At 46.9% G+C, this 25,613-nt stretch carries 19 protein-coding genes and 3 tRNA genes; 12 read left to right on the top strand and 10 right to left on the bottom strand.

Features of this window, described 5'->3' with window-relative positions; all coding sequences use genetic code 11:
• Window positions 1-76 precede the first annotated feature (76 nt).
• The gene (gene serA, locus QUA43_RS15325) at window positions 77-1,660 is read left to right on the top strand and encodes a phosphoglycerate dehydrogenase (RefSeq protein WP_333374999.1); all 1,584 of its coding nucleotides are present in this window, start codon (window positions 77-79) and stop codon (window positions 1,658-1,660) included.
• Window positions 1,661-1,843: 183 nt separating this feature from the next.
• Complete coding sequence (gene prmA, locus QUA43_RS15320; RefSeq protein WP_333374997.1) at window positions 1,844-2,734, top strand: 50S ribosomal protein L11 methyltransferase; 891 nt, start codon at window positions 1,844-1,846, stop codon at window positions 2,732-2,734.
• 54 nt (window positions 2,735-2,788) lie between these two features.
• On the opposite strand, the gene QUA43_RS15315 is transcribed toward prmA, so the two are convergent.
• A complete protein-coding gene (locus tag QUA43_RS15315) occupies window positions 2,789-3,382 on the bottom strand; it encodes a hypothetical protein (RefSeq protein WP_333374996.1) in 594 nt (197 codons plus the stop codon).
• A gap of 162 nt (window positions 3,383-3,544) precedes the next feature.
• Window positions 3,545-3,862 carry a thioredoxin gene (gene trxA / locus QUA43_RS15310; protein WP_333374994.1) on the bottom strand — a complete coding sequence of 106 codons (318 nt, stop codon included), beginning with the start codon at window positions 3,860-3,862 and terminating at the stop codon, window positions 3,545-3,547.
• 73 nt (window positions 3,863-3,935) lie between these two features.
• On the opposite strand from trxA, the gene fabG reads away from it, so the two are divergent.
• On the top strand, window positions 3,936-4,700 hold the full coding sequence (gene fabG, locus QUA43_RS15305) for a 3-oxoacyl-[acyl-carrier-protein] reductase (protein WP_006634175.1): 765 nt from the start codon (window positions 3,936-3,938) through the stop codon (window positions 4,698-4,700).
• A gap of 78 nt (window positions 4,701-4,778) precedes the next feature.
• On the opposite strand, the gene QUA43_RS15300 is transcribed toward fabG, so the two are convergent.
• From QUA43_RS15300 to QUA43_RS15290, 3 genes are all read right to left on the bottom strand, one after another.
• Complete coding sequence (locus QUA43_RS15300) at window positions 4,779-5,231, bottom strand: HD domain-containing protein (protein WP_333374993.1); 453 nt, start codon at window positions 5,229-5,231, stop codon at window positions 4,779-4,781.
• 62 nt (window positions 5,232-5,293) lie between these two features.
• Window positions 5,294-5,716: an NUDIX domain-containing protein gene (locus QUA43_RS15295; RefSeq protein ID WP_333374992.1), complete on the bottom strand. Its 423-nt coding sequence runs from the start codon at window positions 5,714-5,716 to the stop codon at window positions 5,294-5,296.
• Between the two features lie 36 nt (window positions 5,717-5,752).
• Entirely contained in the window at window positions 5,753-6,808 is a 1,056-nt protein-coding gene (locus tag QUA43_RS15290; protein WP_333374991.1) for an adenylate/guanylate cyclase domain-containing protein, read from the bottom strand.
• A 553-nt stretch (window positions 6,809-7,361) separates the two neighbouring features.
• Between QUA43_RS15290 and QUA43_RS15285 the strand changes: the two genes are divergently transcribed.
• Window positions 7,362-8,495 carry a class I SAM-dependent methyltransferase gene (locus QUA43_RS15285; protein ID WP_333374990.1) on the top strand — a complete coding sequence of 378 codons (1,134 nt, stop codon included), beginning with the start codon at window positions 7,362-7,364 and terminating at the stop codon, window positions 8,493-8,495.
• Window positions 8,496-8,819: 324 nt separating this feature from the next.
• Complete coding sequence (locus QUA43_RS15280) at window positions 8,820-10,523, top strand: lipoxygenase family protein (RefSeq protein ID WP_333374989.1); 1,704 nt, start codon at window positions 8,820-8,822, stop codon at window positions 10,521-10,523.
• A 251-nt stretch (window positions 10,524-10,774) separates the two neighbouring features.
• Here QUA43_RS15280 and QUA43_RS15275 read toward each other — a convergent pair whose 3' ends face one another.
• From QUA43_RS15275 to QUA43_RS15260, 4 genes are all read right to left on the bottom strand, one after another.
• The gene (locus QUA43_RS15275; protein WP_333374988.1) at window positions 10,775-11,914 is read right to left on the bottom strand and encodes a fatty acid desaturase; all 1,140 of its coding nucleotides are present in this window, start codon (window positions 11,912-11,914) and stop codon (window positions 10,775-10,777) included.
• A gap of 319 nt (window positions 11,915-12,233) precedes the next feature.
• Window positions 12,234-13,499, bottom strand: a complete 1,266-nt coding sequence (locus tag QUA43_RS15270) for a glutamate-5-semialdehyde dehydrogenase (protein WP_333374987.1) — start codon at window positions 13,497-13,499, stop codon at window positions 12,234-12,236.
• 4 nt (window positions 13,500-13,503) lie between these two features.
• The gene (locus QUA43_RS15265; RefSeq protein WP_039888086.1) at window positions 13,504-13,908 is read right to left on the bottom strand and encodes a hypothetical protein; all 405 of its coding nucleotides are present in this window, start codon (window positions 13,906-13,908) and stop codon (window positions 13,504-13,506) included.
• Between the two features lie 249 nt (window positions 13,909-14,157).
• Window positions 14,158-14,229, bottom strand: a tRNA-Gly gene (locus QUA43_RS15260).
• A 219-nt stretch (window positions 14,230-14,448) separates the two neighbouring features.
• On the opposite strand from QUA43_RS15260, the gene QUA43_RS15255 reads away from it, so the two are divergent.
• From QUA43_RS15255 to QUA43_RS15240, 4 genes are all read left to right on the top strand, one after another.
• Window positions 14,449-14,589: a hypothetical protein gene (locus QUA43_RS15255; protein ID WP_172188980.1), complete on the top strand. Its 141-nt coding sequence runs from the start codon at window positions 14,449-14,451 to the stop codon at window positions 14,587-14,589.
• Between the two features lie 289 nt (window positions 14,590-14,878).
• On the top strand, window positions 14,879-16,696 hold the full coding sequence (locus QUA43_RS15250; RefSeq protein ID WP_333374986.1) for an ABC transporter ATP-binding protein: 1,818 nt from the start codon (window positions 14,879-14,881) through the stop codon (window positions 16,694-16,696).
• Window positions 16,697-16,893: 197 nt separating this feature from the next.
• Window positions 16,894-16,975, top strand: a tRNA-Tyr gene (locus tag QUA43_RS15245).
• Window positions 16,976-17,048: 73 nt separating this feature from the next.
• Window positions 17,049-17,120: transfer RNA gene (locus QUA43_RS15240), tRNA-Thr, on the top strand.
• Between the two features lie 382 nt (window positions 17,121-17,502).
• Here QUA43_RS15240 and QUA43_RS15235 read toward each other — a convergent pair.
• Window positions 17,503-20,022 (bottom strand): PhoD-like phosphatase, encoded by a 2,520-nt coding sequence (locus tag QUA43_RS15235; RefSeq protein ID WP_333374985.1) that lies wholly within the window; start codon window positions 20,020-20,022, stop codon window positions 17,503-17,505.
• Between the two features lie 181 nt (window positions 20,023-20,203).
• Here QUA43_RS15235 and QUA43_RS15230 point away from each other — a divergent pair, with 181 nt between their 5' ends.
• The 3 genes from QUA43_RS15230 to QUA43_RS15220 all read left to right on the top strand — a co-directional run bounded on the left by QUA43_RS15230 (window position 20,204) and on the right by QUA43_RS15220 (window position 25,574).
• On the top strand, window positions 20,204-22,366 hold the full coding sequence (locus QUA43_RS15230; protein ID WP_333374984.1) for a CBS domain-containing protein: 2,163 nt from the start codon (window positions 20,204-20,206) through the stop codon (window positions 22,364-22,366).
• 933 nt (window positions 22,367-23,299) lie between these two features.
• Window positions 23,300-24,166: a ferredoxin:protochlorophyllide reductase (ATP-dependent) iron-sulfur ATP-binding protein gene (gene bchL, locus QUA43_RS15225; RefSeq protein ID WP_006634709.1), complete on the top strand. Its 867-nt coding sequence runs from the start codon at window positions 23,300-23,302 to the stop codon at window positions 24,164-24,166.
• Between the two features lie 34 nt (window positions 24,167-24,200).
• Complete coding sequence (locus QUA43_RS15220; protein WP_333374983.1) at window positions 24,201-25,574, top strand: DUF5331 domain-containing protein; 1,374 nt, start codon at window positions 24,201-24,203, stop codon at window positions 25,572-25,574.
• Window positions 25,575-25,613 lie beyond the last annotated feature (39 nt).

Genomic DNA, 25,613 nt, shown 5'->3' with positions numbered 1-25,613 from the left:
CTGCTCTAAGTGTAAGTCTCAACTTTGAGCTCGCCAACGCTCGGTCTATTTTTACTATTGCACTCAATTGCTTGCTATGCCTAAAGTTCTAGTATCCGATCCGATCGACCAAGCCGGAATTGACATCCTCTCCCAAGTCGCGCAAGTTGACGTAAACACAGGACTCTCAGCCGAACAACTGGTAAAAATTATTCCAGATTACGACGCTTTAATGATCCGTTCTGGCACCCAAGTTACCAAAGAAATCATTGAAGCCGGGAATTCACTCAAAATCATCGGCAGAGCCGGCGTCGGCGTAGATAATGTCGATGTACCCGCCGCTACCCGCAAAGGAATTGTAGTCGTCAATTCCCCCGAAGGCAACACGATCGCCGCCGCCGAACACGCGCTCGCCATGATGCTCTCGATGTCTCGCCACATCCCGGAAGCTAACGAATCCGTCAAAGGTGGTAAATGGGAACGCAACCGCTTTCTCGGCGTAGAAGTTTACAAAAAAACCCTCGGCATCGTCGGTTTGGGCAAAATCGGCTCCCACCTCGCCGCCGCAGCCAAAGCAATGGGCATGAAACTGCTGGCCTACGATCCCTTCATTTCGACCGAAAGAGCCGACCAGTTGGGCTGCCGCTTGGTAGAACTCGAACTGCTGATGCGCGAATCCGACTACATCACCCTGCACATCCCCAAAACGCCGGAAACCCTGCACTTAATTAACGCTGAAGTGCTGTCGAAAATGAAGCCTACGGCCCGCATCATAAACTGCGCCAGAGGCGGCATCATCGACGAAGCAGCCCTCGCAGAAGCCATCAAAGAAGGCAAGATCGCCGGCGCAGCTTTGGACGTTTACGAACACGAACCGCTGGAAGCTGATTCCCCGCTGCGGACTGTCGGCCAGAACATCGTGCTGACGCCCCACTTGGGAGCATCCACAGCGGAAGCTCAGGTGAATGTGGCGATCGACGTGGCTGAACAAATTCGCGATGTACTGTTGGGGCTGCCCGCGCGATCGGCTGTTAACATACCGGGAATTTACCCAGACTCGATCGAAAAACTCAGACCCTACCTGCAACTCGCCGAAACCCTCGGCAACCTCGTCAGCCAGCTAGCCGGAGGCCGAGTCGATTACCTCAACGTTCAACTGCAAGGCGAATTGGCCAGCAACCAAAGCCAGCCCGTAGTCGTCGCCGCCCTCAAAGGCCTGCTCTCCCAAGCCCTGCGAGAGCGCGTTAACTACGTCAACGCCAGCATTGAAGCCAAAGAACGCGGAATTCGCGTCGTCGAAACCAGAGACGCCTCAATTCGCGATTACACCGGCTCCCTGCACCTCTCGGCCAAGGGAACTCTCGGCGAACACACCGTGACCGGTGCAGTCCTCGGCGAAAGCGAAATTCGGATTACCAGCGTTGACGATTTCCCGGTCAACGTTTCCCCCACTCACCATATGCTGTTTACCCTGCACCGCGATATGCCGGGGATTATTGGCAAAATTGGTTCCCAATTGGGCAGTTTTAATGTCAATATTGCCAGTATGCAAGTAGGCCGTAAAATCGTGCGAGGCGATGCGGTGATGGTTTTGAGCCTCGATGACCCTCTACCAGAGGGGATACTGGCCGAGATCCTAAAAGTTCCGGGAATTCGGGATGCTTACACGGTAAATCTTTGACGGATTTAGGAGTTTAGATTTTGGATGCCAGGGCTGATAATTGGTAATGGGTAATTGATCATTGGTAATTGGCCTGAAAGCGGGAATTTTTCTATTAGCCAATCCTCCTTCCTCACTCCCCAGTTCCCAGTCTCCAGTTCCCCTGGGCCAATCTAAAATCTAAAATCTAAAATCTAAAATTGTATGGCACATAGCTGGTGGGAAATTAGAATTCTTTGCGATCCGGCGCTGGAAGATATCATCTTTTGGCGTCTGGAACGATTTAACTGTCAGGGAACTGCTACTGAGATCAAAAGCAATTCCTGCCTGATGTCGGCTTATTTGCCCGAAGAACAGGCAGGATTGCTGGATTTGGCCGCTCTGTCTCTGTGGCTGCGCCAAGATGCTCTGTGTGCAGGTTTGCCCCTACCTGCGATGCAGTGGGATTTGATTGAAGATGAAGACTGGGGCAGCACTTGGAAGGAGCACTGGCAGCCTCAAGAAGTGGGCGATCGCTTTTTAATTAATCCGGCCTGGCTGCCCCCACCAACTGATACCGATCGCATTATTTTGCGTTTAGATCCCGGTGTGGCCTTCGGTACTGGTGCTCACGCCACTACTCAACTGTGTCTGGAGTCGCTGGAAATGCGTCTCGGTTTTGATGACAAAGAGTCCATAGTTGCGGATATTGGCTGCGGATCGGGTATTTTGTCGATCGGCGCGGTGTTGTTGGGCGCTACAAAAGTTTATGCTTTGGATACCGATCCTTTGGCAGTGCGATCGACCATTAGCAACAGACTACTCAACCGCGTTAATTCTCAGCAGTTGGTTGCAGAGCTCGGAAGTATCGATCGCTTGAAAGAAATGGTCGATGAGCCGATCGACGGTTTGATCTGCAATATTTTAGCAGAAGTAATCATTGATTTAATCCCGCAGTTCACCGCAATTAGCAAACCGACTACTTGGGCCGTGCTCAGCGGCATTTTGCTCGAACAAGCTAAGCCAATTGCCGACACTCTCGAACAGCACGGCTGGATTGTCGCTACTCTGTGGAAGCGCCAAGATTGGTGTTGTTTTAATATTCGGCGCAGTTAACAATATGGTAATTGCTAATTCCTACTTGCTACTTGGTAATTTTGAGTTCATGTTTCATCTTTGGGAAGTGAATTTAAATAAATCTCGCACCTGAAAATAAACCGCGCCAGCCCAGTAAAAACCATTCACCAAAATTAACAACGTTTTTCCAGTATAAGAATTAACAAAACCAAAAACGCGGTAAGTTGAGATCAGCACTAACAACATTTCCACTAGAGAAACAATTGACCCGTAGTGCTTCCTATCCCAATAAGAAATCGGACTGATAAAACGGTAATTGCTGAACGGAAAAAAGTGTCTGTGAGCGTCGTCATTGTGGACAGGTAAATCTCCCAGAGAGTGTAGTATCATACTGAGCAACAAAATTTGCACGCTTTGCCAGCCAAAGTAATAAGCAATTAGCAAACCAATAACCGCAAGGGGAATTGAATGAAACAGAGCCACAAAATTTTGCACAAAAGGCTCATAATATGCTTTTGACCAAATTGTAGCTTCGGGCAAGCGAGCAATGTATTTCGCCCAAAAGTAAAATAAAAATATCGGAATATCCGGCAAAATTCCGCCGATCGCAATAATGAGATTAGCTTGCGGCAATTGCGGTTTGCCGAGAATTGCCAGATTGATAATCGCGTGGCTGGGAGTGTTCATCAGTAGGGTGCGTCAACTAGGATTATCTTATTCATAATTGATCAGATATTAGACATCTCCCATAATTGTTGTTGTGGAACAGGCATCCTGCCTGTTCTTGAATATCTTTTTGGGAAATGTCTATTGGCTCACGCACCCTACGTGTGAGATAATTGGCTCGTGCTACAAGTAAGGTTGCACTCGATCGATCAACTGCGCCGCTTGCACCACTCCCTCAATGCGATCGACCTCAGCGCCATTTTTGAACAACACCAAAGTCGGCAAAGCATAAATGTGATACTGCGACGCCAACTGTTCGTACTTATCCGTGTCAATTTTGACAACCATCAGCTTGTCTTTCATCTGACCACTCACTTGTTCCAAAATCGGTGCCATCATCTGACAAGGCCCGCACCAAGTAGCGTAAAAATCTACCAACACCGGCAAGTCAGAGCCCGATAGTAACTCCTCAAAACTGCTGAACTGTTTTTGAACTGCCATAAGACAAAATAATTTTTTGGGTTCTGGCTCGATTTTAGTGCAAAATTCTCTGGTAGATTGCGAGGATACAATTATGGAATTATTACCAGAGACTTTTCAGAGATTGCGGGGTCAAGTTGCTGTCGTGACCGGTGCGTCGCGGGGAATCGGCCGCGCCGTTGCTTTAACATTAGCCGCAGAGGGCGCTAAAGTCGCCGTCAACTATGCGAGTTCGAGTGCTGCTGCTGATGAGGTGGTAGCAGAAATAGTCGCTGCAGGAGGAGAAGCTGTGGCACTTGCAGCAGATGTCTCGAAAACCGATCAAGTAGATTTACTCACCAGTAATGTCATGGAAAAATGGGGACGGATTGACATTTTGGTGAACAATGCTGGCATTACTCGCGATACTTTGCTGCTGCGGATGAAGTTGGAAGATTGGCAAGCGGTAATTGATTTGAATTTAACTGGCGTGTTTTTGTGTGCGAAAGCTGCCAGTAAAATCATGCTGAAACAGCGAAGCGGCCGAATTATTAATATTGCTTCGGTTGCTGGGCAAATGGGCAATCCCGGACAAGCTAATTACAGTGCGGCAAAAGCTGGGGTAATTGGATTTACTAAAACTGTGGCGAAAGAGTTAGCCAGTCGCGGGATTACTGTGAATGCAGTTGCACCGGGTTTTATCACTACAGATATGACTAAGGATGTCAAGTCTGATGAGATTTTGAAGTATATTCCGCTGGGGAGATACGGGGAAGTTGAAGAAGTTGCGGGGATGGTGAAGTTTTTGGCGGCGGATGCGGCGGCGGCTTATATTACGGGGCAGGTTTTTAATGTGGATGGGGGGATGGTGATGGCTTAGGATTTGATTGTTTAACCGCAGATATCGCACAGGCAAGATGCCTGTGCCACGATGAAAGCGGATATTTGCGGTTAATAATTACTTTAAGGCGGCACACAAATGACTGAGGACTTTTTTGTATTTTGCCATGCGTTGAAAATCTGCCTCTGTCGGATTGGCGATGCGACGAATATCGAGGTTATGAGTAACATCAGCGATTTTGACTCGCAATGCGATCGGGTTGGCAATCACACGTTCTAAATAAGCTGCATAAGCTTCTCCTTCTATTTTGGTAATCGCCTCGATCGCCGAGACTAGAACTTCAGGAAAACCTTCGCTTCTAAGTTGCTCAAGTGTAAGTTCAGAATCTTCTACCGCATCGTGTAAAACCGCTACGATTTTTTGCTCTAGAGAATTTACATTTTCCATCACAAATAGCGGATGATCGAGATAGGGATTGCCTGCTTTATCAACCTGCCCCTCATGAGCTTTGGCTGCGATGGCGATCGCTCGTTGTAGTAATAATTCGTACTCTGAATTCGTATTTGACATAGTAAAGAAGTTCTCTCTTAAAGTTTCAGTCCCATCGCGGGGAAAACGTAGTGTGGGAGTTTTTATTTTAAATATTCCTGCAACAATTTCCAAGCCATTTGAGTACCTTCCCCTGCGTTGACTTTCTCAAAATCGACATCTTTTCTCAAAACTACAAAACCCACACCTTCTTTGATTTCTATTTTTTCAATATTGCTAACTTTTGCCAAAAATAGGTGATTTTTTTGGATAAATTCGGGATTGTTGTTTTTTATGTAAAGAAAAGTTGTGATAAATTCAACTTTGCAATCGCTTTTTAGGCTAGTTTCTTCCTCCAATTCTCGTACTGCTGCCTGCTGTGGACTTTCTCCAATGTCAACGCCACCACCAAAAGTAGAAAGCATTCCTTGACTGGCAATACCGGGAATATTATCTCGCAGTTGTGCCCCAATCTGACCGTTGGGGAGCATGAGAAAAATGCGAACTATTGATTGAGGAATATTCATCTTGTCGAGGGAATAACAAAAGTCAAAAAAGTTAAGCTAGAGTTTTCTAATTTGAATCCAAATTTTCCTAATCCAATTGTACACCGCAGCATACAAAGCCAACAATTTATTGACAAAACTTTGCCAAATAGATTTTTCTTTGACTTCGGAAATCTCCTCGATTTCCACGGGCAGCGGCGGCATCCCGACTACTTCATAGAGCGGATATTCGCCGCTTTTTCCCGGAATTTCAACTAATATGCACCGATCGACGATCGCCAATTCTTTCACTTCCTGATAAGTCTCCTCGGAAATCAGTAAACTCGTTCCTACTTGCTTGTTAGCAGCCTCGATCCGGCTGGCCAAATTCACCGCATCCCCGATCGCCGTAACTGTCTGACTCTTCGACGCCCCCAAATTCCCCACAACCACCCACCCACAGTGAATGCCAATCCCAATCCGCAACCGGTGACGGTATAAAGTCTCAAAATAGGGATTGAGTTTCTCTAGTTCCTCCAGCATCTCCACCCCAGCCCTCACTGCTTGTTCCGCCGCCTTGTCGGGATTTTCCAACCCAAACAGCGCCATAAAACCATCTCCCATGTAATTATTAATCATCCCGCCATTGCGGTTTATCACATAACCCATTTTTTGGAAATAGCGGTTTAAAACATAAATTACATCGTAGGGCAACAGCGATTCTGCAAACGCAGTAAACCCTCGAATATCGGCAAACAAAATTGCAATTTTCTTCTCTTGCCCGACAGGATCAGAAATTGACTTTCCCGCCATTTCGTCGTTAAATGATTCCAAGTCTTCAGAATCGATCGCCAATCGCCGCAAAATCACCTTGCCGCCCGCAACCTGTGTCTGACAAGCCAGCCTAATTTCCGGTTCTAAACGCAATTTTTTGGCAAGTTCCTCTTCCGGCGAAGTGCGCGGAGAGCAAAATTCCAAACCTTCGACAATCAATACCCGGCAAGTCGAACATCGGGCGCTACCGCCGCAGATGTGGGTGTGGGGAATGTCGGCACGCAGGGAAGCTTCGAGAATTATATCGTCGTCGTCTATCTCGATCGTGCGATCGTCCGGCAGATAGTGAATCTGTGGCATATGTGGCGCGTCTACCTAATTAGCGAGGAATCTCGCGGACATCTGTTATTGCAGCGAACCTGTATGCAAACCCGGTTTCTCAGCATTTTTTCTGTATCCCCTGATTCCTTAATTATAAGTCGCGATCGGCCTTTGCTTCTCGTTTCGTCACCTCAACCGCCCAACCGACACCAGTTTAAAAAAAGAATGCAACTCTAGGCAATAGTCCAACTCTTAGCTGATCATTCATTTTCAATTCTCAAATCTAAAATTGTATAAATGAACACTAGAAATTTCATCTCACCGTGAAAATACCCCAATTCAAGCTGTGGAGTTAATCTCAAATCTCAAACCTCAAATCTCAAATGGACTGACATAATTCTTAATAAAATTTAGATCGCCCAAAGCCCGATAAATCCGTTATCAAATTCCCCTCAACCGCCATAGGTTTTTAGGATTTTGGGAAGTTTCGTTGTGGAAACCTGACTTGGCAATAGTTTCAGCTTTTTTGATCTCTAACAACCACCCAATTTTCGTGAGATAGAATAGCAGCATCTTTAAAACCAGTATAGCCATGACTTCATCAACAGCCCTACAAAGCATCGAAAAACACATTCCCATCGTGGGAGATGTACATAGCAAAAGTCCGATCGCCTACGCAGCAACCCGCCTCGCAGTCAGTGCAGTTAACACGGTGCAAATGGCAGTAGCAGAGTCTTACATCAACGGATTAGAAGTCCCAGATTCAGTATTACGATCGCTTTTTGATACCTGTATGCCGGTCTTTTTTAAGCATTTCCCGTCCCTGCTTGCACCCTACGAATGGGTACTAACAGAAACAGACCATACAGCCGAAGGGCCACGGGATTTAATGAAGATTCAGTACGACTTACCTCAAGCTATGCTGAATCCCATGTTAGGCGACGGGAAACTCATATATCCTAAATACAGCATGGGATTGTGGGAAAAAGGAGCCGCCAACCTTGAACAATCGCAAATCCAAATGATTGATGATGTGATTGAAAAGCTAGAGATTCAAGATGGCGACAATATTTTAGACTTTGGTTGCGGCTGGGGTTGCGTTCCCAATTACATTCTTTCCAAATTCCCCAATGTCACCTTTACTGGCATTAACCTCAGCCACCACCAATGCGAATATATGCGTCAGAAGATGCAAGACCCCGAAAGCTACCTTAGTTCCGGTCGATTTACCCTATATGAAGGCGATTTGAACGACGCCAACTTCGAGACAAAATTTGACAAAATTCTCTCCATCGGAGTTTTTTGTCATGTAGGTAATTTAACGAAGGCTTTCCAAAAACTGGCATCTTTCCTGAAGGATAACGGCAAAGTTTTCATTCATATCATCACAGTTCGCACCCCCAACAATATATCCAGCGTTTTCACCCACAAATACATTTTTCCCCACGGCCGTTACTGGAAATACGATGCAGTTCCCAGCCACAATAAAGACCTCAAAACAATTCAAAGATGGTATCTCAACGGATACAATTACTCCACAACCTTTGCTAACTGGCTGAAAAACTTTGACGATTCTCAGGCAATAGTCAAAGATTTAGACTACGGCATCGACTATGCCAAATTTCGTCGCATCTGGCGGTTTTACTTAATTTGGTTTGTGTCTAATTTCGCGAGTTGCGATGGCGAATATAACGGCAACGGTCAATATTTAATGACTCATGCCTAATCGCTAAGCAGTAGACCAAGCTCAAAAAACCGAACACCCCGACGAGCCCCGACTTCTCAAAGAAGTCGGGGTTCTCAAGTGCGAGCTACTTATCCGGAGAATGAAACCGTTCTACCTCGATTTAGGGCGATGGAGAAGTGTTGCCTCCTTTTGAGGAATTTTTCTGAGTTTAAAAAAATCCGGAATAAGATTATTGCTCGGCGAAGAATGAATATATCAAGCGTGAGCCTGCACAATACTTTTTAAATTCCATCCTCGATCAGTAGTGATGATGTCCGATATTTTACTACAAAAAGAGAGTTGATTTATACAATGGTAGACAAAATGAAACCTTCTCTTCCTCAAGACGATCCCAACCAAGAACAGCGCAAAGATTCCTTGAATCGTCAGCAACAAGCTTATCAGTTTGACTATGAGAGTTTATCACCTTTGGCATTATTGAAAAGTGTGCCACCAGTCGAGAACTTTTCGAGCAAGTATATTGGAGAGCGGATACTAGCAACATCGGAACTTCCAGGCAATATGCTGGCGGCCGATTCGAGAACTTTTCTCGATCCTCTCGACGAACTCCAAGACTATGAAGATTTCTTTACTCTGCTGCCGCTACCTGCTGTTGCCAAAATCTACCAAACCGATCGCTCTTTTGCAGAACAGCGCCTGTCTGGAGCAAATCCGATGGTGCTTCGCCTGTTAGATGCCAGCGATCCTCGGGCACAAACACTGGCACAAATTTCCGGTTTTCACCCGTTATTCGATCTGGGCCAAGAGTTGCAACAAAAAAACATTTACATTGCCGATTATACGGGTAGCGACCAACACTATCGCGCGCCTTCAAAAATAGGAGGCGGAAGCTATGAAAAAGGCAGAAAATTCTTGCCGAAACCGCGAGCTTTTTTCGCTTGGCGGTGGACGGGAATTCGCGATCGCGGTGAAATGACACCAATTGCCATTCAACTAGATCCCACGCCAAATAGCCATCTTTACACCCCGTTCGATCCTCCTGTCGATTGGCTGTTTGCGAAACTCTGCGTGCAAGTAGCAGATGCCAATCACCACGAAATGAGCTCGCATTTAGGTCGAACTCATCTGGTGATGGAACCAATTGCGATCGTCACCGCCCGACAGTTAGCCCAAAATCACCCGCTGAGCCTGTTGCTGAAACCGCACTTTCGCTTTATGTTGACCAACAACGAGCTGGCGCGTTCTTATTTGATTGCTCCCGGCGGGCCCGTCGATGAATTGCTAGGCGGTACTTTGCCAGAGACAATGGAAATAGCTAGAGAGGCTTGCAGTACCTGGAGTCTCGATGAATTTGCGTTGCCCGCTGAACTGAAAAATCGGGGAATGGATGACACAAATCAACTGCCTCACTACCCTTACCGAGATGATGGATTGCTGCTTTGGGATGCAATTGAAACCTTTGTATCCGGCTATCTGAAATTCTTTTACCCGACGGAGATCGCGATCGTACAAGATGTGGAACTGCAAACCTGGGCCCAAGAATTAGCGTCTGATAATGGCGGTAAAGTCAAAGGAATGCCTCCGCGCATCAACACAGTTGAACAATTAATTAAAATTGTCACAACTATAATTTTCACCTGCGGCCCGCAGCATTCAGCAGTCAATTTTCCCCAGTATGAATACATGAGTTTTGCCGCCAATATGCCCTTGGCAGCCTACCGAGATATTCCCAAAATTACTGCTTCGGGCACTCTCGAAGTGATTACTGAAAAGGACATTTTACGGTTGCTTCCTCCGTACAAGCGAGCGGCTGACCAACTGAAAATTCTGTTTACTTTGTCAGCTTATCGATATGACCGTTTGGGTTATTACGATAAATCTTTCCGAGAACTCTACCGGATGAGTTTCGACGAAGTTTTTGCGGGAACCCCGATCCAACTTTTGGCCAGACAGTTCCAGCAAAATTTGAATATGGCTGAACAAAGGATTGATGCCAACAATCAAAAACGAGTAATTCCTTATTTTGGTCTCAAGCCTTCCTTGGTACTCAATAGCATCAGTATGTAGGAGTGTATTTTTTGGGCAGGCGAGACACCCCCCAATAAAATTCATTCTTTGTGGAACAGGCCGGAAAGCCTGTTCTTAAGCATGGTGCAAGATGTGATATCGTTTCCGATACCATCGGAATGATATAGAGGACACGGCACTGCCGTGTCCCTACAATTAATCGGGGTAGGGACACGGAAATGCCGTGTCCTAACTGTGGGTAATATTAATTCCGATGCTACCGGATTTGATATGAGATCCAATGCGAATTCTCAGCTTTTATAGTCTTCCACAATCGAGCAATTCACGGACGTTGTACCAGAGGAATCAGTGAATGTGACTTCATCTTTGTAATGCCGCGGTGTTTGCATCAGCAACCGCCAAGCTTCTCCAGCATCGATTAAATTCATGCGTCCGGGATAGTGAATTTGCAACAACTCTTGCACCATCGGATAATAGTCTGAGTTGATGCTGGGGAAAATATGATGTTCTGTGTGGTAAGAAAAATTCAAGTGCAGCAGGTCAAATATTTTAGGAACCCGCACAGAAGCACTGTTGATTAGCGGGTCATTAATGGCGGTCATCCGGCAACCCATGTGGTTGGTATAGATGTAAAACATTGCGCCTGCATGACCAATTGCGATCGGCAAAAAGTAGGCGAGAGCGATTTTGAGCGGATGAAATCCCAGGTAGAACAAAATACTCGCATGAATCCCTAAAATTCCCAGACATTCAAATGCGATTGTCAATCTATCTTTAGGACTAACTGTAAAGGCAGCCGGTACGTAATCGACAGATTTATCGTTAAATAACAGTACCGAGGTGAGATTGCGGAAATTATGCACTAACCACGAACCGGCCATCCCTACAATTAACCACAGCGGATTGACTTCCACCGACGGTACAAACAGATTTTGAATCCATTTTCCCCAAGTATCTGGTTGCTGGTACAGATAGTTGCGATCGGGGTCTGCCAAAGAATTCGTGTTATTGTGATGTACGAGGTTGTGCAGATTTTTCCACTGAGTAGGCGGCATAAACAGCATACTTAGTCCCAAAAAGGCGATCGGATAAGTGAGGCGCGACTTTTTCTCAACGCTACCGTGCATCAAATCGTGGGAGCTAAATAGCAAAACTATGATACTATTGCCCATGATGACGGCTAAAGGTAAGTAAAGCCCTAAAAGATAGACAGGCCAGCGATCGAGATTAGCAGCAATTCCCCATCCCAGCAATAAAATAGCAGCGTTGATGAATAGTATTGCTAACTTGCTAGGATCTGGTTCAAAGGCATCTGATGGCAGCAGCGGACGCAATTTTTTAACATATACCGAGTGGTGAATTAGCGTTTCTTCGCCTAAAGTCGGCGTTGCCGTCTTGTCTAGAGTATTGAGTGATTTTTCTGATTTCATGTGATCGCTAAGAGTATTTTCATGTGAGTTAATAAGTTTCTAAATTTAATTAGATCCCGTACCCGATTTTAGATTGAACCCACACATAAATCCGGCGGCTTATTGTTAGGATGCGGAGATTTTATCTGTCTCCACTGCGGCTATCCGAGAACTGGCGATCAAATTGCTTTAGATCAAGGCTGCCTGATTGTTCTACGAAGATATTATATCCCATAAATAAAATTTTAGAAACAACTATTAAAGGCTTACGCATCGATAATAGTCTCCCACTTTTCAGTTTGGTTTAATCCCAATAACCAATCCTAAATAACCTATAAGATTAAAAAAGTCCGTTTCCCTGAACAATTTCTTTAATTGTCGTCAGCGTATCTAACCCGATCAATCCCCGACGATAACCTTTTTGGTTGGACATTCCCAAAAATATCGCATCTCCCCGATTTTGATAACGCCAAAACCGAGGTGAGGCATTAATAAAAGTTGAGGCGCTGTTAACATCCAGAGCAAATTGGCGACTTTCTAAGTAAGATTCAGTGGCAATGCAGTCAGCGTGACCGCTGCTGTAGCGGTTGATCCAGCCGATCGCAATCTCTAAACTATCGACAACTTTAAACGCGATGGTTTTGTTTAAATAAGGTTGAGTCCACTCGTATGGTTCCGCCAGCTTCAACTCTGGGAAATCTGCGACGAGATCCGCATCAGCGCTAATTTGAAAACCTTTTTCTTTTAAACTGTTCCACAGCCTGACTAAGGAAGAAGGCTTTTGGTTGCGATCGATGAGCACTTTCTCGATCGCATTAACAGGATCTGGCACGCTTTGATGGCTGTCCAAAATCATCCACCTTGCCATCTCCAAACTACCAGTCGGCGACCAATAAAGGTAGCAATTTCCCATTGCCGACCTCAAAACTGGTGCTGTACACAGCCTAACTACCTGCTGCACCAAACTTGGCCTGCCGTAGGGAATAATTAAATTGAGATATTGGTCTTGAGTGACCAATTCTCTGATCGAAGCGCCCCGATCCGGCGGCAGTACCTGCAAACATCCCGATGGCAAACCGACCTCATCGATCGCCGAAACCAAAGCTTCTCCAATTACTGTATTAGTTTGCCAGCTTTCGCTGCCGCCTTTAAGAATCAAACTGTTAGCACTTTTGAGAGACAAACCGGCGGCGATCGCCCCCAACTCTGGAAATGCCTCATAAATTAGAGCGATCGCCCCCAGTGGCAGCGACTGACAGTACACCTGACAGCGATCGACCTGATAAGAAGCATTGATCACCCTGCCGATCGGATCTGGCATTTCCCCCAACCGTTCCAGAATTTGCACAGTTGTCTTGATCCGTTCCGGCGTCAGCTTCAGCCACTCCACAATCAACTCGGGAATCGCCATGTCCCGACTTGCTTCTAGATCCAGAGTATTTGCTTCTAAAATGTCATTTTGCCGGCGTTTCAGCGAGCCCGCCATCGCCTGCAAGGCAGCAGCGCGATCGGCACTCTTTGTCGCAGCCAACTCCAAAGAAGCTTGATAAGCGCGACGCGCGACATTTGCGGCATCTGATGAATGGGTAAAATCCTCTATTATCATCTAGCTAACGCCTGTAAGCGAGCCATACCATCAGCGCCGGCAGCATTGCTAGCAGCACCGCGACCATTGCCCACAGAATAATATTTGGGCCCGGCGAGTGTAGCGCCAAGGGCAACCAAATCACTAGCGGCACCAATATCATACCCAAAGCCAGTGGCAAGTAATGGGCCTTCAAACCCGGATGCGCTCTGTTCCACTGGTTGCCCGTCCACCGCCAAGCCTGCTTGTAAGGATAGTTCGTTGATAGTTGCTCGATCACGTATCCACTTTCGTCCAATACAAATATTTGTTGACAGCGGTTGCAGCCAAAGGCTTCTGTCAACGTTATGGGAACTAGACGACCCCGGCGTCGGCAAGGACAGGGGTACTCATCGTTTAAGTCAATCTTTGGAGCTTTTTGAGAGGGCACTAGCGATCGGATAAAAAAAGCGTTTTTGCAAAAATAATCGTTAACATATCCACTTAATCAAACTTATCAATTCCGCCAAAGCGAGGCTTTCAACTGCCTGTTCCGAGATCTCGCCCGATCGGCAATTTTGACTTGCAAGTTCTGCATTCAATCTTACCACTAACTTAGGTATTTTCAACCATCATTAGGAGTATACCGAAAACTTTCTGGATCTACTTTCCGGTTTCCGTGATTTTTTTTATCTTCTAAAGCGGGTGACGCGATTCGAACGCGCGACATTCACCTTGGCAAGGTGACGCTCTACCACTGAGCTACACCCGCATTTCCTGCGGTATTAACAATATTGTCTCAATTCTCGAAATTTGTCAAGTCTTTTTAGTAAGTTTTTTTCAGAAACCCAGTAAACCCCCCCCAAACCCACTCCCCACCTGCAATTTCAGCAGCCTGATCATTAACCAAATCAGTAATTGCCGTGAAAATTGACCACCATCGGCCGACGGCAAAGCTACAATCAAGCTGGAATTGTGGGAGAACACTGTCATGTCAGATTTAAATCGCGGAATCATGAAGTTCAAGGGAGCTGACAGTCCTATAGCGATCGCCATTTCGGCGATTGTCATTGCCGGCGGAATCGGCTTCTTGATCTGGTGGGCGCTGCAATCAGCCTACACCTTCAGCTAACAGACTACTCAAACCTAAAACTTATAAGGTCTTGCTCAGAAGGCAGAATTTAAGAAAAATTCTGTCTTTTGCATTTTTTTGCCCTTAGTCTTGAGTTTATTGCCCAGGAATGCCGATCGATCGCTGACGATCGAATGATTGCCATAAATCACCCGATCGGGCGACTCGCTAGCATGAGTCGAGATTACTCCCCGATCAACTACTTTTGTAGTACACTTGTAAACAAAGCGCGCCGAGAGCGCAATTTTAGATGCAAGTGTTTACAAGGGTTGTATCTCAACACAAATTTATGGCAAGCTTTCGGGACATTTTCCAATACTACAGTCGCTACTGGAAAATCTCAGTTTACAGCATAGGCGCATCCAGCGTTTTGGCACTAGCCGATTTGCTTGTTCCTTACGCGATCGGTCAAATATTAAACGTATTGTCGGGTCAACCTACAGATACAGTAACGCAAAAACTCATAACAGCGATCGCCTCTGTTACCCCGCACTCACCCAACAAAATATTATCGCTATCCGTCTTGCTGGGCATAATTTTTCTGGTGACAGTCGCCAAAGCACCGGTACAGCCTTGGGTGACAAATTGGTTTCACTGGGTGATACCGTTGAGGGCAAGGCGCGATCGAATGAGAAGTGCGATCGGCAAAATCCTCACCTTACCCCTAGAATTTTACGACGAAAACAACGCCGGACGGATTGCCAGCCGCATCGCCAAAGGCATCGCCAACCATACTTGGACTTACCCAGAAATTGCCGGCGAATTCATCCCCGAAGTCGTCCGCTTAATCGGCATTTTTGCCGTTATCTGCTTAATTGAGTGGCGGATTGGCTTATTAATTTTGGTTTCATTCCTATTTATCCTCAGTTTCACCCTCAAAGGCCTGCAAGGAGTGACTGCGCGGGAAGAAATTCTCGATGAATACATCGAAGATACCGAAAGTCGCAACTCGGAAATTATCACCAACATCAAAACAGTCAAAGCTTTTGCAACAGAAAGCGATGAACTCAAAAGGCAAACCACCAGACTCGATCGCGAATTAAAAGTCGTGATCAACCGCATTCACAAAGGATACGTCACCCTGGGGACATACCAGCAGACGATCGTCCAGTTGTGTTTGTTTTCAGTTCTTGGTTTTAGCCTAGCAGCCACGGTTGCAGGCAAAATTTCCCTCGGATATTTTGTTACCGTCTACACCCTGGCAAGCATGGCATATTCCCAACTGCGTCCGATTAGCATTATCGCCGAATTATTGGCGCGGCGCTATTCTTCAATGATCCGGTTCCACGAGTTTATGCAAACGCCAGACGGTGTTGATGCGGTTAATTTAGCAGAAAATGCTCGATCGGCGTCGCCTTATAAATTTACCGGCAAAGTTGAGCTCAGCGCTTTGACCTTCGGGTACGACAGTCAAAAACCCGTTTTGCAAGATGTGAATTTATTGGTTCATCCCCGTCAGACTGTAGCATTAGTCGGGCGATCGGGTTCCGGGAAATCGACTTTAGTTAAACTTCTGTTTCGCTACTTTGAACCCAACTCCGGCCGCATTCTGATCGACGGCGAAGACATTCGCAGCTTAGACGTGACTCGCTACCGCCAGCGTTTAGCGATTGTCCACCAAGAAGTAGACGTTTTTAACGGTACTTTGCTGGAAAATTTGACTTACGGAAACAGAAATGCAACTTTCGAGCAAGTTGAGGATGCTTGTCGCATTGCCAAAGTAGACGATTTTGTGCGGCTGTTGCCCCAAGGTTACTATACCGTGGTCGGGGAGAGAGGAATGCGGTTGTCCGGCGGTCAGCGGCAGCGGTTGGGGATTGCCAGGGCGCTGTTGGTGGAGCCGGATGTGTTAATTTTTGATGAGGCTACTTCTAGTTTGGACTATGAGTCGGAGCGATCGATCCAGATAGCCATGCGAAATATCCTCGGTACGCGCACCACCATCATTATTGCCCACAGACTGAGTACCATTCGCGAAGCCGATGCGATCGTCGTACTCGACGGCGGTAGAATCGTCGAAGTTGGCAGCCACGAAGAACTCTTAAGCCAACAAGGTATTTACCGCCGCCTCCACTCCCTGCAAGAAACCGGGGAATTAGTGAATTAGGGATTTCCTCTTAGTCTAGACTTAGGGTGCTCCGGGCGAGCACCCCGCCTAGACGTAGCAATGCACACCTTAAACAGTGTTCAATTTTCCCGTATACCCCTAAATAACTTATGTGTTCTCAACTTAATGATTAGAGTTTTAAATATAATGTTGCAAATAAAGATTCTGGTGCTAGGATGTATAACTGTGATGGAAATGGGTCGATGCCCGAGCGGTTAATGGGGGCGGACTGTAAATCCGCTGGCTACGCCTACGCTAGTTCAAATCTAGCTCGGCCCACCTCAATTTAATAAAAAGTTAAAATTTAAGAATTAAAAATTATTTTTTTAATTGGAGATTCTTAATTTTTTATGCCCGTGTAACTCAGTGGTAGAGTACCTCCTTGGTAAGGAGGAAGTCACGAGTTCAAATCTCGTCACGGGCTTTCTATTCTCTGCGATATCCCTCAAGGGTTTCACGTTCATCGCACAGCAAGAAGGTTATTTTTCCGCTCAACTTTCGTGCTGATGGTTTTCTAATATGTCCAAAACGACTTCCATATCTGCCAAGTCCGCCCTCGACTTTTTGCGTCTGGCTTTGAACTGATTGAGCAGGTCGGCCGGCTCTGGAAATTCTGCGACTCCCCACAAGAAAACTTATTCTTTGTGGAACAGGCATCTTGCCTGTTCTTGAGAATGGTGTAACATCTCAGTTCCAACCGACTTTAGCTATGAGACTGGGGTTTCCCCTCCGGCGGACACTGCCACAAACTCATCACAATATTGTACTCCTATCGAAATCCCCGACTTCTTCAAGAAATCGTGAATCTAATCATCCTCATCCAATCCCAGTGGCACAAAATATTGACTGTAAACCACACTATCCGGCTCCCAAAGAGGCCGCCAATAAACATTTTGGATCACCGCTTTCTCCCCATCATCCTCAGCAGGCCACTGAAAACTGACGATCGCAATATTGCTATATCCCACAATCTCATCACCCTCTTGCAGCCAGCGATTGCGCCACAACAGCGATATAAAATTCCACAACCTACGCAGGAATGACAATTGTTTATTTTTATGCGATCTATCTGACGCAGTTCCCTTTTCTAGCAGCAAAAACACCCGAGCTCTTTGCCGTTTAATCCAGTCAATCCGATAGCCCCAATCAGGCAGAGATTGTCTATTCCTGACAGCAGCCAGAGCTTTCTTTCTGCTACTCCTGGGAATTTTCATTAATTCCAGCGGCTCATTCCATCCCAAACATTCGTGCGATCGCTCAGGAAGCAGCGACTTAATCTTAGTATGAATTAAATGCGTTTTCCACTCCTCATTGATAAAAGCACTAGCCGTCAACTGCGCCAGCACAGAATATTGACAATTTGACCGATAATTATCCCTCGTCAAAGGCTCAATATTCGGCCGAGAATCGCCAAAATGACAATCAGACCAATAACTCAGCCGCACAGCAGCAGCATAGTGAATATCCCCGCTCAACACAATCACCCGATCGCGCTGCTTAAAAAACTCCGACAACAGCTTTACAAAAGCTAACTCATGAAAATTCCAAGCATCCCCCGCATCACTATTAAAAACTTTCCCCTGTTCCACCTCCCGTTTTTGCACCGCATCAATAATCCACAAACCCACCAAATTTGTTGGTACAACTACCAGCGTCGCCTCAATCTCAAACTCCCCAGTTTTATTCAGCAAATCAGTCTCCTTCAAAGGTTTCTGAATTTGCTCCTCAAAACCGTTGTGAGTCAAAAGCATCGGTGGATCGATCGCGCTTTTCACCGGATACCCCCGCCAATTCCGCGTATCCAGCACAATCACCTCGTGCTTAAAACTTCTCACAGTAAAATGCCAATTCAAAACCTCACCCACACCCTCGCCATCCCGATCCAAAATAAAAACATCTTCATCTAATTTCAACTTAGGCAAATGAGTTTTCGGATCGAGTCTTGGAATTCCCAAATACGAAGCCGCCTCCTCCCAAGCAGAAACATCAGTCCCCGCCGAATTCGACCATTTTTCAGCAGTTGTTAATAATTTATCTCCCGGTTTTTCGCGATCGAACTGTGCAGGCGTATTTCCCCAAGCCTGAAACACAGCGTAAGCCAACAAAGCATTCTGCACCACCCGCCGGCCCAGCGGCTTTCCCAGCACCCGGTAACACCACTCTCGATTCAAATAAAAATCGTCGCTAACATCATGGTCGTCGCAAATCATATAAGTAGGAATATTCGCTAGCGCCCTCCTCACCCTCCACAAATTGCGAGCAAAACCGTTAAGTTCAACAACTTCTCTATCCCAGACTTTTGCCTGCTTAGAATTTGGACAAATATCCTTACCCTTCGGAAAACTCGTGCACCAGAGTACCGGCGACCAAACTAACAAATACATCGCATAATATTCGCCCAAGCTAAACAAGTGACTTTTAGCATTGTTGGGTTTATTCACCAACATCGCCGTAAAGCCGCCAAAATCTCTGGCAATATCGCTGCGAGTCCCCGGCTGTAACTCAATTGGTTTTTTGGACTGATACTCAGCATCCGACGGTTTCTGAATTGGCGACTCTCTAAAAATTTCCCTCTCTTGGCCAAGTGCAGTTTCGTTTTCCGAATTTTTAGGTATACTGATACACAAATTCTTTTTTATTTGGGCATCATCCATCAGGGGTAGACTTTCTTCCCAGCCCAACAGTGTATCGCCAGCGTCAGTCAAGGCCCACAGCATGGCATCGGCAACGTCGTCGCCGTAAATTTGGTCGCCCGTTAAAAACAGTTGGTGGGGCCTGCTATTTGCCGTTCCTGCAAACTGTTCGATCGAATTATCCAAGATTGGCAGCGCATCTCTGCCGTCTCCGTGGGGCTTGCGACAAGAACCGTGAACGATACGCAAATAGTTTAAATCGTTCGGTGGCAGGGCAAAAGTGGGCAACTGGTGAGCGAAATAACTAATCGTCTCCGGCCCCAAAGCCGACAAATCAGGGGCGGCAGGCCACAGGCAAGAAATGAGATTTTCTGTCTCATTTTCTGGGACTGCAGCCCCCGACGCCGACTCGCTACTCCCAGCAAACTCGATGTCATAAGCATAAATTTGCCCGGATGTCAAGACATTGCTGTTAATTGGTTTAGCAGTCACCGCCACTACGTGCAGGTATTTGCCGAGCTGCACAGTAGAGTTCGCACCTTGGAGCAAGGGCCGATCGACAATTTCGCCGGTTCCGCCCTCTGTCGAATAAACCTTGAGTTCGACTTGGCGGGGTGCTTTCAGAGCCAGCCAAACTGTCACGGCCCGACTTTCAGTCCGGCGCAAAATCGGGCCCGCAAGGATCAGCGGCAAGTGATGAATTCGATGACTTAATGGCGTCCACGACATAGGATTTAAAAAATAAAAATTAAATAAGAGTGTTCTAGCAATCAGATTTTAGGCGATCGAGCATCTGTCACTCGCTTAATTAATGCTAAGTCTGCCAACCCAAGTCTCCAAAATTGTAACAACTCATTAAGTAAAATTAATAATCATGCTACAAGAAGAAAAATTACAACATTTCCGAGATTCAGCCCCGCAGTTGCCCCTAATTAAATCATCAGAACCCGCTGGACGGCCCAACAGCCGGCCAATCTACTCCTCGCCTTTAGATCGGGCGATCGACCGCCACCCCCTCACCGTGGCTCCAGAAACCCCGATCGCCCAGGTGTTGGCTCTCATGAACCCGATGCGCGTCTCCTGTCACCTTTGTGGCGAAAAACAAAACGCTGTTGCTAGCGCAGCCAAGCGCAGTTGCGTGTTAGTCGTCGAAGATAATCGGCCGATCGGCATTTTTACAGAACGAGATATCGTCAAGCTAACTACCGTCGCAGCTTGTGCAGTAGGACTGACAATTGCTGATGTAATGACTCGATCGCCCATTACCCTCAAACAATCCGAGTCTCAAGATATTTTCACAGCTATGTTCACGTTGCGCCAGCACTCCATCCGGCATTTGCCCGTAGTGGACGACGACTCGCAACTTCTCGGCATCATCACCCGCGAAGCCATTCACGAAGCCCTGCAACCGATTAACTTGCTAACCAATTTGCGCTGTGCAGCAGATGTCATGACGAAAGAAGTCATTTCTGCCCCAACAAGTGCCTCAGCCCTCGATTTAGCCCAGCTCATGGTCAAGCATCGAGTTAGTTCCGTCGTCATTGTCCAAGAGCAAACTCAGCATCCCGATCAGGCGATCGCACCAATACAAAATTATCAAATTCCGATCGGCATTGTCACCGAGCGCGACATCGTGCAGTTTCACGCCCTCGAATTAAACCTCTCGGAAATCCCAGCAGCAAGGGCCATGAGTGCGCCTTTATTTTGCATATCTCCCGCCGATTCCCTCTGGAGTGCCCATCAGTCGATGCAGCGGCACTGTGTCCGCCGTTTGGTAGTAGTTGGCAGTCACGGAGAACTTTTGGGCGTTGTCTCTGTGACAAATTTGCCGCAAGTTTTTAACCAATCAGAAATGTACGGGACGATCGAGCTGTTGCAACAAGCAGTGGACGATCGAGCCACCCAATTGCAGAAAGCCAACGAACTTTTGCAGCAAGAAATTTTAGAGCGGCAGCGGGCCCAAGAAGCGCTGCGCCAAGCTCACGACGACTTAAAACAACAAGTTGAAGAACGCACCGCTCAACTTTTAGAATCAAATGAATTGTTGAGACGGGATATTATCAAGCGCCAGCGAGTCGAAGAAGTCCTGCGGCGAAAGCAAACTTGTTTGAAAAATCAAGCGCAGCAATTAGAGGAAACTGTGCGAAAGTTGCAGCAAACTCAAACTCAATTGGTGCAAACCGAAAAAATGTCTTCTTTGGGACAAATGATTGCCGGTATCGCTCACGAAATTAACAACCCTGTTAATTTTATCTACGGCAACCTTTCCCACGCCAGCCACTACATCAAAGAATTGCTCCAACTGTTGCAACTTTACCAGCAGCACTATCCCGAACCCGTCTCGGAAATTCGGAAAGCAGCAGCAGATATGGAAGTCGATTTTTTGGTAGAAGACTTATCTAAGATCCTGTCTTCTATGCAAGTAGGAACCGAGCGCATCCGCCAAATAGTTGTGTCGATGCGTAATTTTTCGCGATCGGATCAATCTAACATCAAGCTCGTTGACATTCACGAGGGACTTGAAACCACTTTGTTGATTTTGCAGCACCGGCTCAAAGCCTACGGCGCACATCCAACTATTCACATTATTAAAGAATACGGCAAATTGCCCAACATCGAGTGCTGTGCCGGTCAGATCAATCAGGTGTTCATGAATATTATCGGCAATGCTATTGATGCTTTGGATGAAGAAATCCAGAAAGGGGAATGGGCGGCGAGAAATGCGAAAAATTCACCTCCGTCAAATCCTAATTCTCCATTGACTGTTCCCACAATTAAAATTCGTACTGAAGTTGTTGGCGGCGATTTTGTCGCGATCCGCATTTCCGACAACGGGCGGGGCATACCGGAGGAGATTCGCCGCCAATTATTTGACCCGTTTTTTACTACCAAACCAGTCGGCAAGGGCACTGGGTTGGGACTGTCGATTTCTTACCATTTAGTTGTCGAACAGCACGGGGGGCGGCTCGACTGCGTTTCGGAAGCTGGACGGGGCACTGAATTTGCGATCGAGATTCCGATCGTCAGTTGTCATTAGTCAGCAGCCATACGATTTTCGATTTTCGATTTTCGATTTTCGATTGAAGAATTGGAAATGACTGAGGAAGCTCGTGGTTTGGAGCACGGGTCTACAGTTGCATTCTTTTTTCAACTGGTATCAGTAGTCATTGGGAAAAAATAATATTCTCCCAATCTCCAACTCTCCCACTCTCGCCCCCTCCTCCTCTCCCCCTCCCTCACTCTCCGACTCGCCACCATTTCCTAAAAATTCACAATTTTTTACAAAACACCAGAAACCCCAGCAAAGTCAATCTTTCCCAATCTAAAATCTAAAATCTAAAATCTAAAATCCCATGACTTTGCCCTCCCCTGACCCAACTGATCCGAACTCACTTCGAGTGTGCCTCATCCACTAGCGCCTTTATGACCGTTCGAGTTACCCGCACAAGCGATCAACTGCCTGCATCCTAGCCCCAAAGCCAAAAGCCCAGATTGTTTGAGAAGTTAATTTTTTTTTTATTTTTGTACCTCTTTATATTAAGAAAGTATTCTAAAATCGATTAAAAATATAAAATAATTATAAAACTAGATTTTTATGCCTAAAAACCAGTTAAGATTCCCAAAGATGCAAAATAAACAAATTTACTAGCATTTTCATTTAGACGCCCCCTTTCTTTTCATCGCAAGTTAGCTAATAATGCTTTCAACGAGGTGACTAAGGGCAGAGTCCAAAATTGGCCTAACCCAAAGACGGATACAAGCCCCAAACAAAAGTCGTCGAGAGAGAAAATTTAAGTTAGAGAGAAGCCCCAGATTCATCTGTGGAGTCAATTCTTAAATCTCAAATCTGAAATCTAAAATCGACTGACAGTAAGGGAATTGCAATTGGGCTATTGCAATTGGGCGATCGAAAAAAAGCATGAAAACCCAGCCCTCATCGTTTTGATAGAAACCTATAGGAGAACAAAGAGTGAAACTCGCAGTTTACGGCAAAGGTGGAATTGGCAAATCGACAACAAGCTGCAACATCTCCGTTGCCCTAGCCAAGCGCGGCAAGAAAGTTTTGCAAATCGGTTGCGATCCAAAGCACGACAGCACATTTACCCTCACTGGCTTCTTGATCCCCACAATTATTGACACCCTTCAGCAAAAGGACTATCACTACGAAGACGTTTGGCCCGAAGATGTCATCTACAAAGGCTACGGCGGCGTTGACTGCGTAGAAGCAGGTGGCCCTCCCGCAGGAGCTGGCTGCGGCGGCTATGTAGTCGGTGAAACCGTCAAACTGCTCAAAGAACTCAATGCCTTTGACGAATACGACATCATCCTGTTCGACGTGCTCGGTGACGTAGTGTGCGGCGGTTTTGCAGCCCCCTTGAACTACGCCGATTACTGCATGATTGTTACCGACAACGGGTTCGACGCTTTATTTGCAGCCAACCGCATCGCTGCCTCAGTCCGCGAAAAAGCCCGCACTCACCCGTTGCGGCTCGCCGGTTTAATTGGCAACCGCACCTCAAAGCGCGACTTGATCGACAAGTACATTGACTCTGTACCGATGCCGGTGCTGGAAGTGCTGCCCCTGATTGAAGATATTCGCGTTTCTCGCGTCAAAGGCAAAACATTGTTTGAGATGGCCGAAAGCGATCCTTCCCTCAACTACGTCTGCGATTACTACCTCAACATCGCTGACCAGATTTTGGCAATGCCCGAAGGAGTAGTGCCCAACGACACACCCGATCGCGAATTATTCGCCTTACTTTCAGATTTTTATCTAAATCCAGTGCAACCGGTGGTCAAGAAGGAGGAAGATGAGCTAGACCTGATGATGGTTTAATAGGTCTAGCGATCAGGATGAGGATAAAGAGGTTATGGCTTTTTTTGATACTTTTTCAGTTGCTCTCAAACAGAAGTGGTTGGACTACTACCAGGTAAATCGGGCTTGGCTGCTCCTGCACATGACGGCTGACAACACGGTCGCCACACCCGACGGCGGGAAAAGGCCTGTTTCTTACCTCATCCTGGGAATTGCGGCTGCCCTGGAGCCGGAACTCCAGCAATTAATGCTGCCCTTCTCAAAACTCAAGCCGGATGCAGACAGCCTGATCGAAGTGTTGGGGCTAAATTTTGACCCAGACATCGCGCTGGGTATGCCCTCAAATATCGCGCCGCAGACGGCCGGTAAATCTCCAACACCCGCAGCCGCTCAAACTGCAACTACTGCACCCGCAGCCGCTCAAACTGCAACTACTGCACCCGCAGTCACTCAAACTGCAACTACTGCACCCGCAGTCACTCAAACTGCCACTGCTGCACCCGCAGCCGCTCAAACTGCCACTGCTGCACCCGCAGCCGCTCAAACTGCAACTGCTGCACCCGCAGCCAAATCTAATAAATTGGGCGGTGCTGCCTTAGCAGCAGCCGGAGTAGTCGCCGGAGCCGCCGGAGTCGCTGGCCTGGCTGCTGCGGCGTCAGCACTGAGCTCAGAGGAGGAATCCTTCGATGAGTTTGAGGAAGAAGCGGTCTCCGACTTCGACATGGACGATGAGGAAGAAGCGGTCTCCGACTTCGACATGGACGATGAGGAAGAAGAAGCCTCGGCTTTGGACGGTCTAGGTATCGAGGACGATGAGGAAGACGCCGTATCTGACTTCGATATGGGCGACGATGAGGAAGACGCCGTATCTGACTTCGATATGGGCGACGATGAGGAAGACGCCATATCTGACTTTGATATGGGTGATGACGAGGAAGAAGAAGCCTTGGCTTTGGGCGGTCTCGACCTCGGCGATGACGAGGAAGAAGAAGCCTCGGCTTTGGGCGGTCTCGGCCTCGGCGATGACGAGGAAGAAGAAGCCTTGGCTTTGGGCGGTCTCGACCTCGGCGATGACGAGGAAGAAGAAGCCTCACAATTTGGGACTTTGACCTCTGGAGATCTCGAATCGGGGATTTCCGATCCGTTTGGGGAAGAAGATGAAGAGTTTGTCGCCGAAGAAATACCCGATCCTTTTGGGACAGCGACCTCAGATGACCTAGACATGGATCTGGGTGACTTGGACGATGACGGTATCGACGATTTCTCTGTATCTGATGACGATGACCTCGATGATCTCGGACTCGACGATCTGGGGGAAGCAACTACCGGAGATCCTGACGAAGATGATTTAGATGCTCTAGGTCTCGGCGATTTGGATTCCGACGATGAGGATGAAGAAATTTCCGGCTTTTTATCTGATTTTAAGTGAGGTTGTTGCGATCGCCCGCGTCTCTTCTAGTCTTGAAGT

Source organism: Microcoleus sp. N9_B4, from assembly GCF_036701635.1.
Classification (GTDB): Bacteria; Cyanobacteriota; Cyanobacteriia; order Cyanobacteriales; family Microcoleaceae; genus Microcoleus.
This window is presented reverse-complemented; position numbering and strand designations above follow the sequence as displayed.

What these genes read in the sequence shown, in the direction of transcription:
- QUA43_RS15250 (WP_333374986.1), top strand. Translation starts at nt 14,879, where the DNA reads ATGGCAAGCTTTCGGGACATTTTCCAATACTACAGTCGCTACTGGAAA.
- prmA (WP_333374997.1), top strand. Translation starts at nt 1,844, where the DNA reads ATGGCACATAGCTGGTGGGAAATTAGAATTCTTTGCGATCCGGCGCTG.
- QUA43_RS15275 (WP_333374988.1), bottom strand. Translation starts at nt 11,914, where the DNA reads ATGAAATCAGAAAAATCACTCAATACTCTAGACAAGACGGCAACGCCG.
- QUA43_RS15300 (WP_333374993.1), bottom strand. Translation starts at nt 5,231, where the DNA reads ATGTCAAATACGAATTCAGAGTACGAATTATTACTACAACGAGCGATC.
- QUA43_RS15285 (WP_333374990.1), top strand. Translation starts at nt 7,362, where the DNA reads ATGACTTCATCAACAGCCCTACAAAGCATCGAAAAACACATTCCCATC.
- QUA43_RS15220 (WP_333374983.1), top strand. Translation starts at nt 24,201, where the DNA reads ATGGCTTTTTTTGATACTTTTTCAGTTGCTCTCAAACAGAAGTGGTTG.
- QUA43_RS15290 (WP_333374991.1), bottom strand. Translation starts at nt 6,808, where the DNA reads ATGCCACAGATTCACTATCTGCCGGACGATCGCACGATCGAGATAGAC.
- QUA43_RS15270 (WP_333374987.1), bottom strand. Translation starts at nt 13,499, where the DNA reads ATGATAATAGAGGATTTTACCCATTCATCAGATGCCGCAAATGTCGCG.
- QUA43_RS15255 (WP_172188980.1), top strand. Translation starts at nt 14,449, where the DNA reads ATGTCAGATTTAAATCGCGGAATCATGAAGTTCAAGGGAGCTGACAGT.
- QUA43_RS15230 (WP_333374984.1), top strand. Translation starts at nt 20,204, where the DNA reads ATGCTACAAGAAGAAAAATTACAACATTTCCGAGATTCAGCCCCGCAG.
- QUA43_RS15295 (WP_333374992.1), bottom strand. Translation starts at nt 5,716, where the DNA reads ATGAATATTCCTCAATCAATAGTTCGCATTTTTCTCATGCTCCCCAAC.
- QUA43_RS15280 (WP_333374989.1), top strand. Translation starts at nt 8,820, where the DNA reads ATGAAACCTTCTCTTCCTCAAGACGATCCCAACCAAGAACAGCGCAAA.
- serA (WP_333374999.1), top strand. Translation starts at nt 77, where the DNA reads ATGCCTAAAGTTCTAGTATCCGATCCGATCGACCAAGCCGGAATTGAC.
- QUA43_RS15315 (WP_333374996.1), bottom strand. Translation starts at nt 3,382, where the DNA reads ATGAACACTCCCAGCCACGCGATTATCAATCTGGCAATTCTCGGCAAA.
- trxA (WP_333374994.1), bottom strand. Translation starts at nt 3,862, where the DNA reads ATGGCAGTTCAAAAACAGTTCAGCAGTTTTGAGGAGTTACTATCGGGC.
- fabG (WP_006634175.1), top strand. Translation starts at nt 3,936, where the DNA reads ATGGAATTATTACCAGAGACTTTTCAGAGATTGCGGGGTCAAGTTGCT.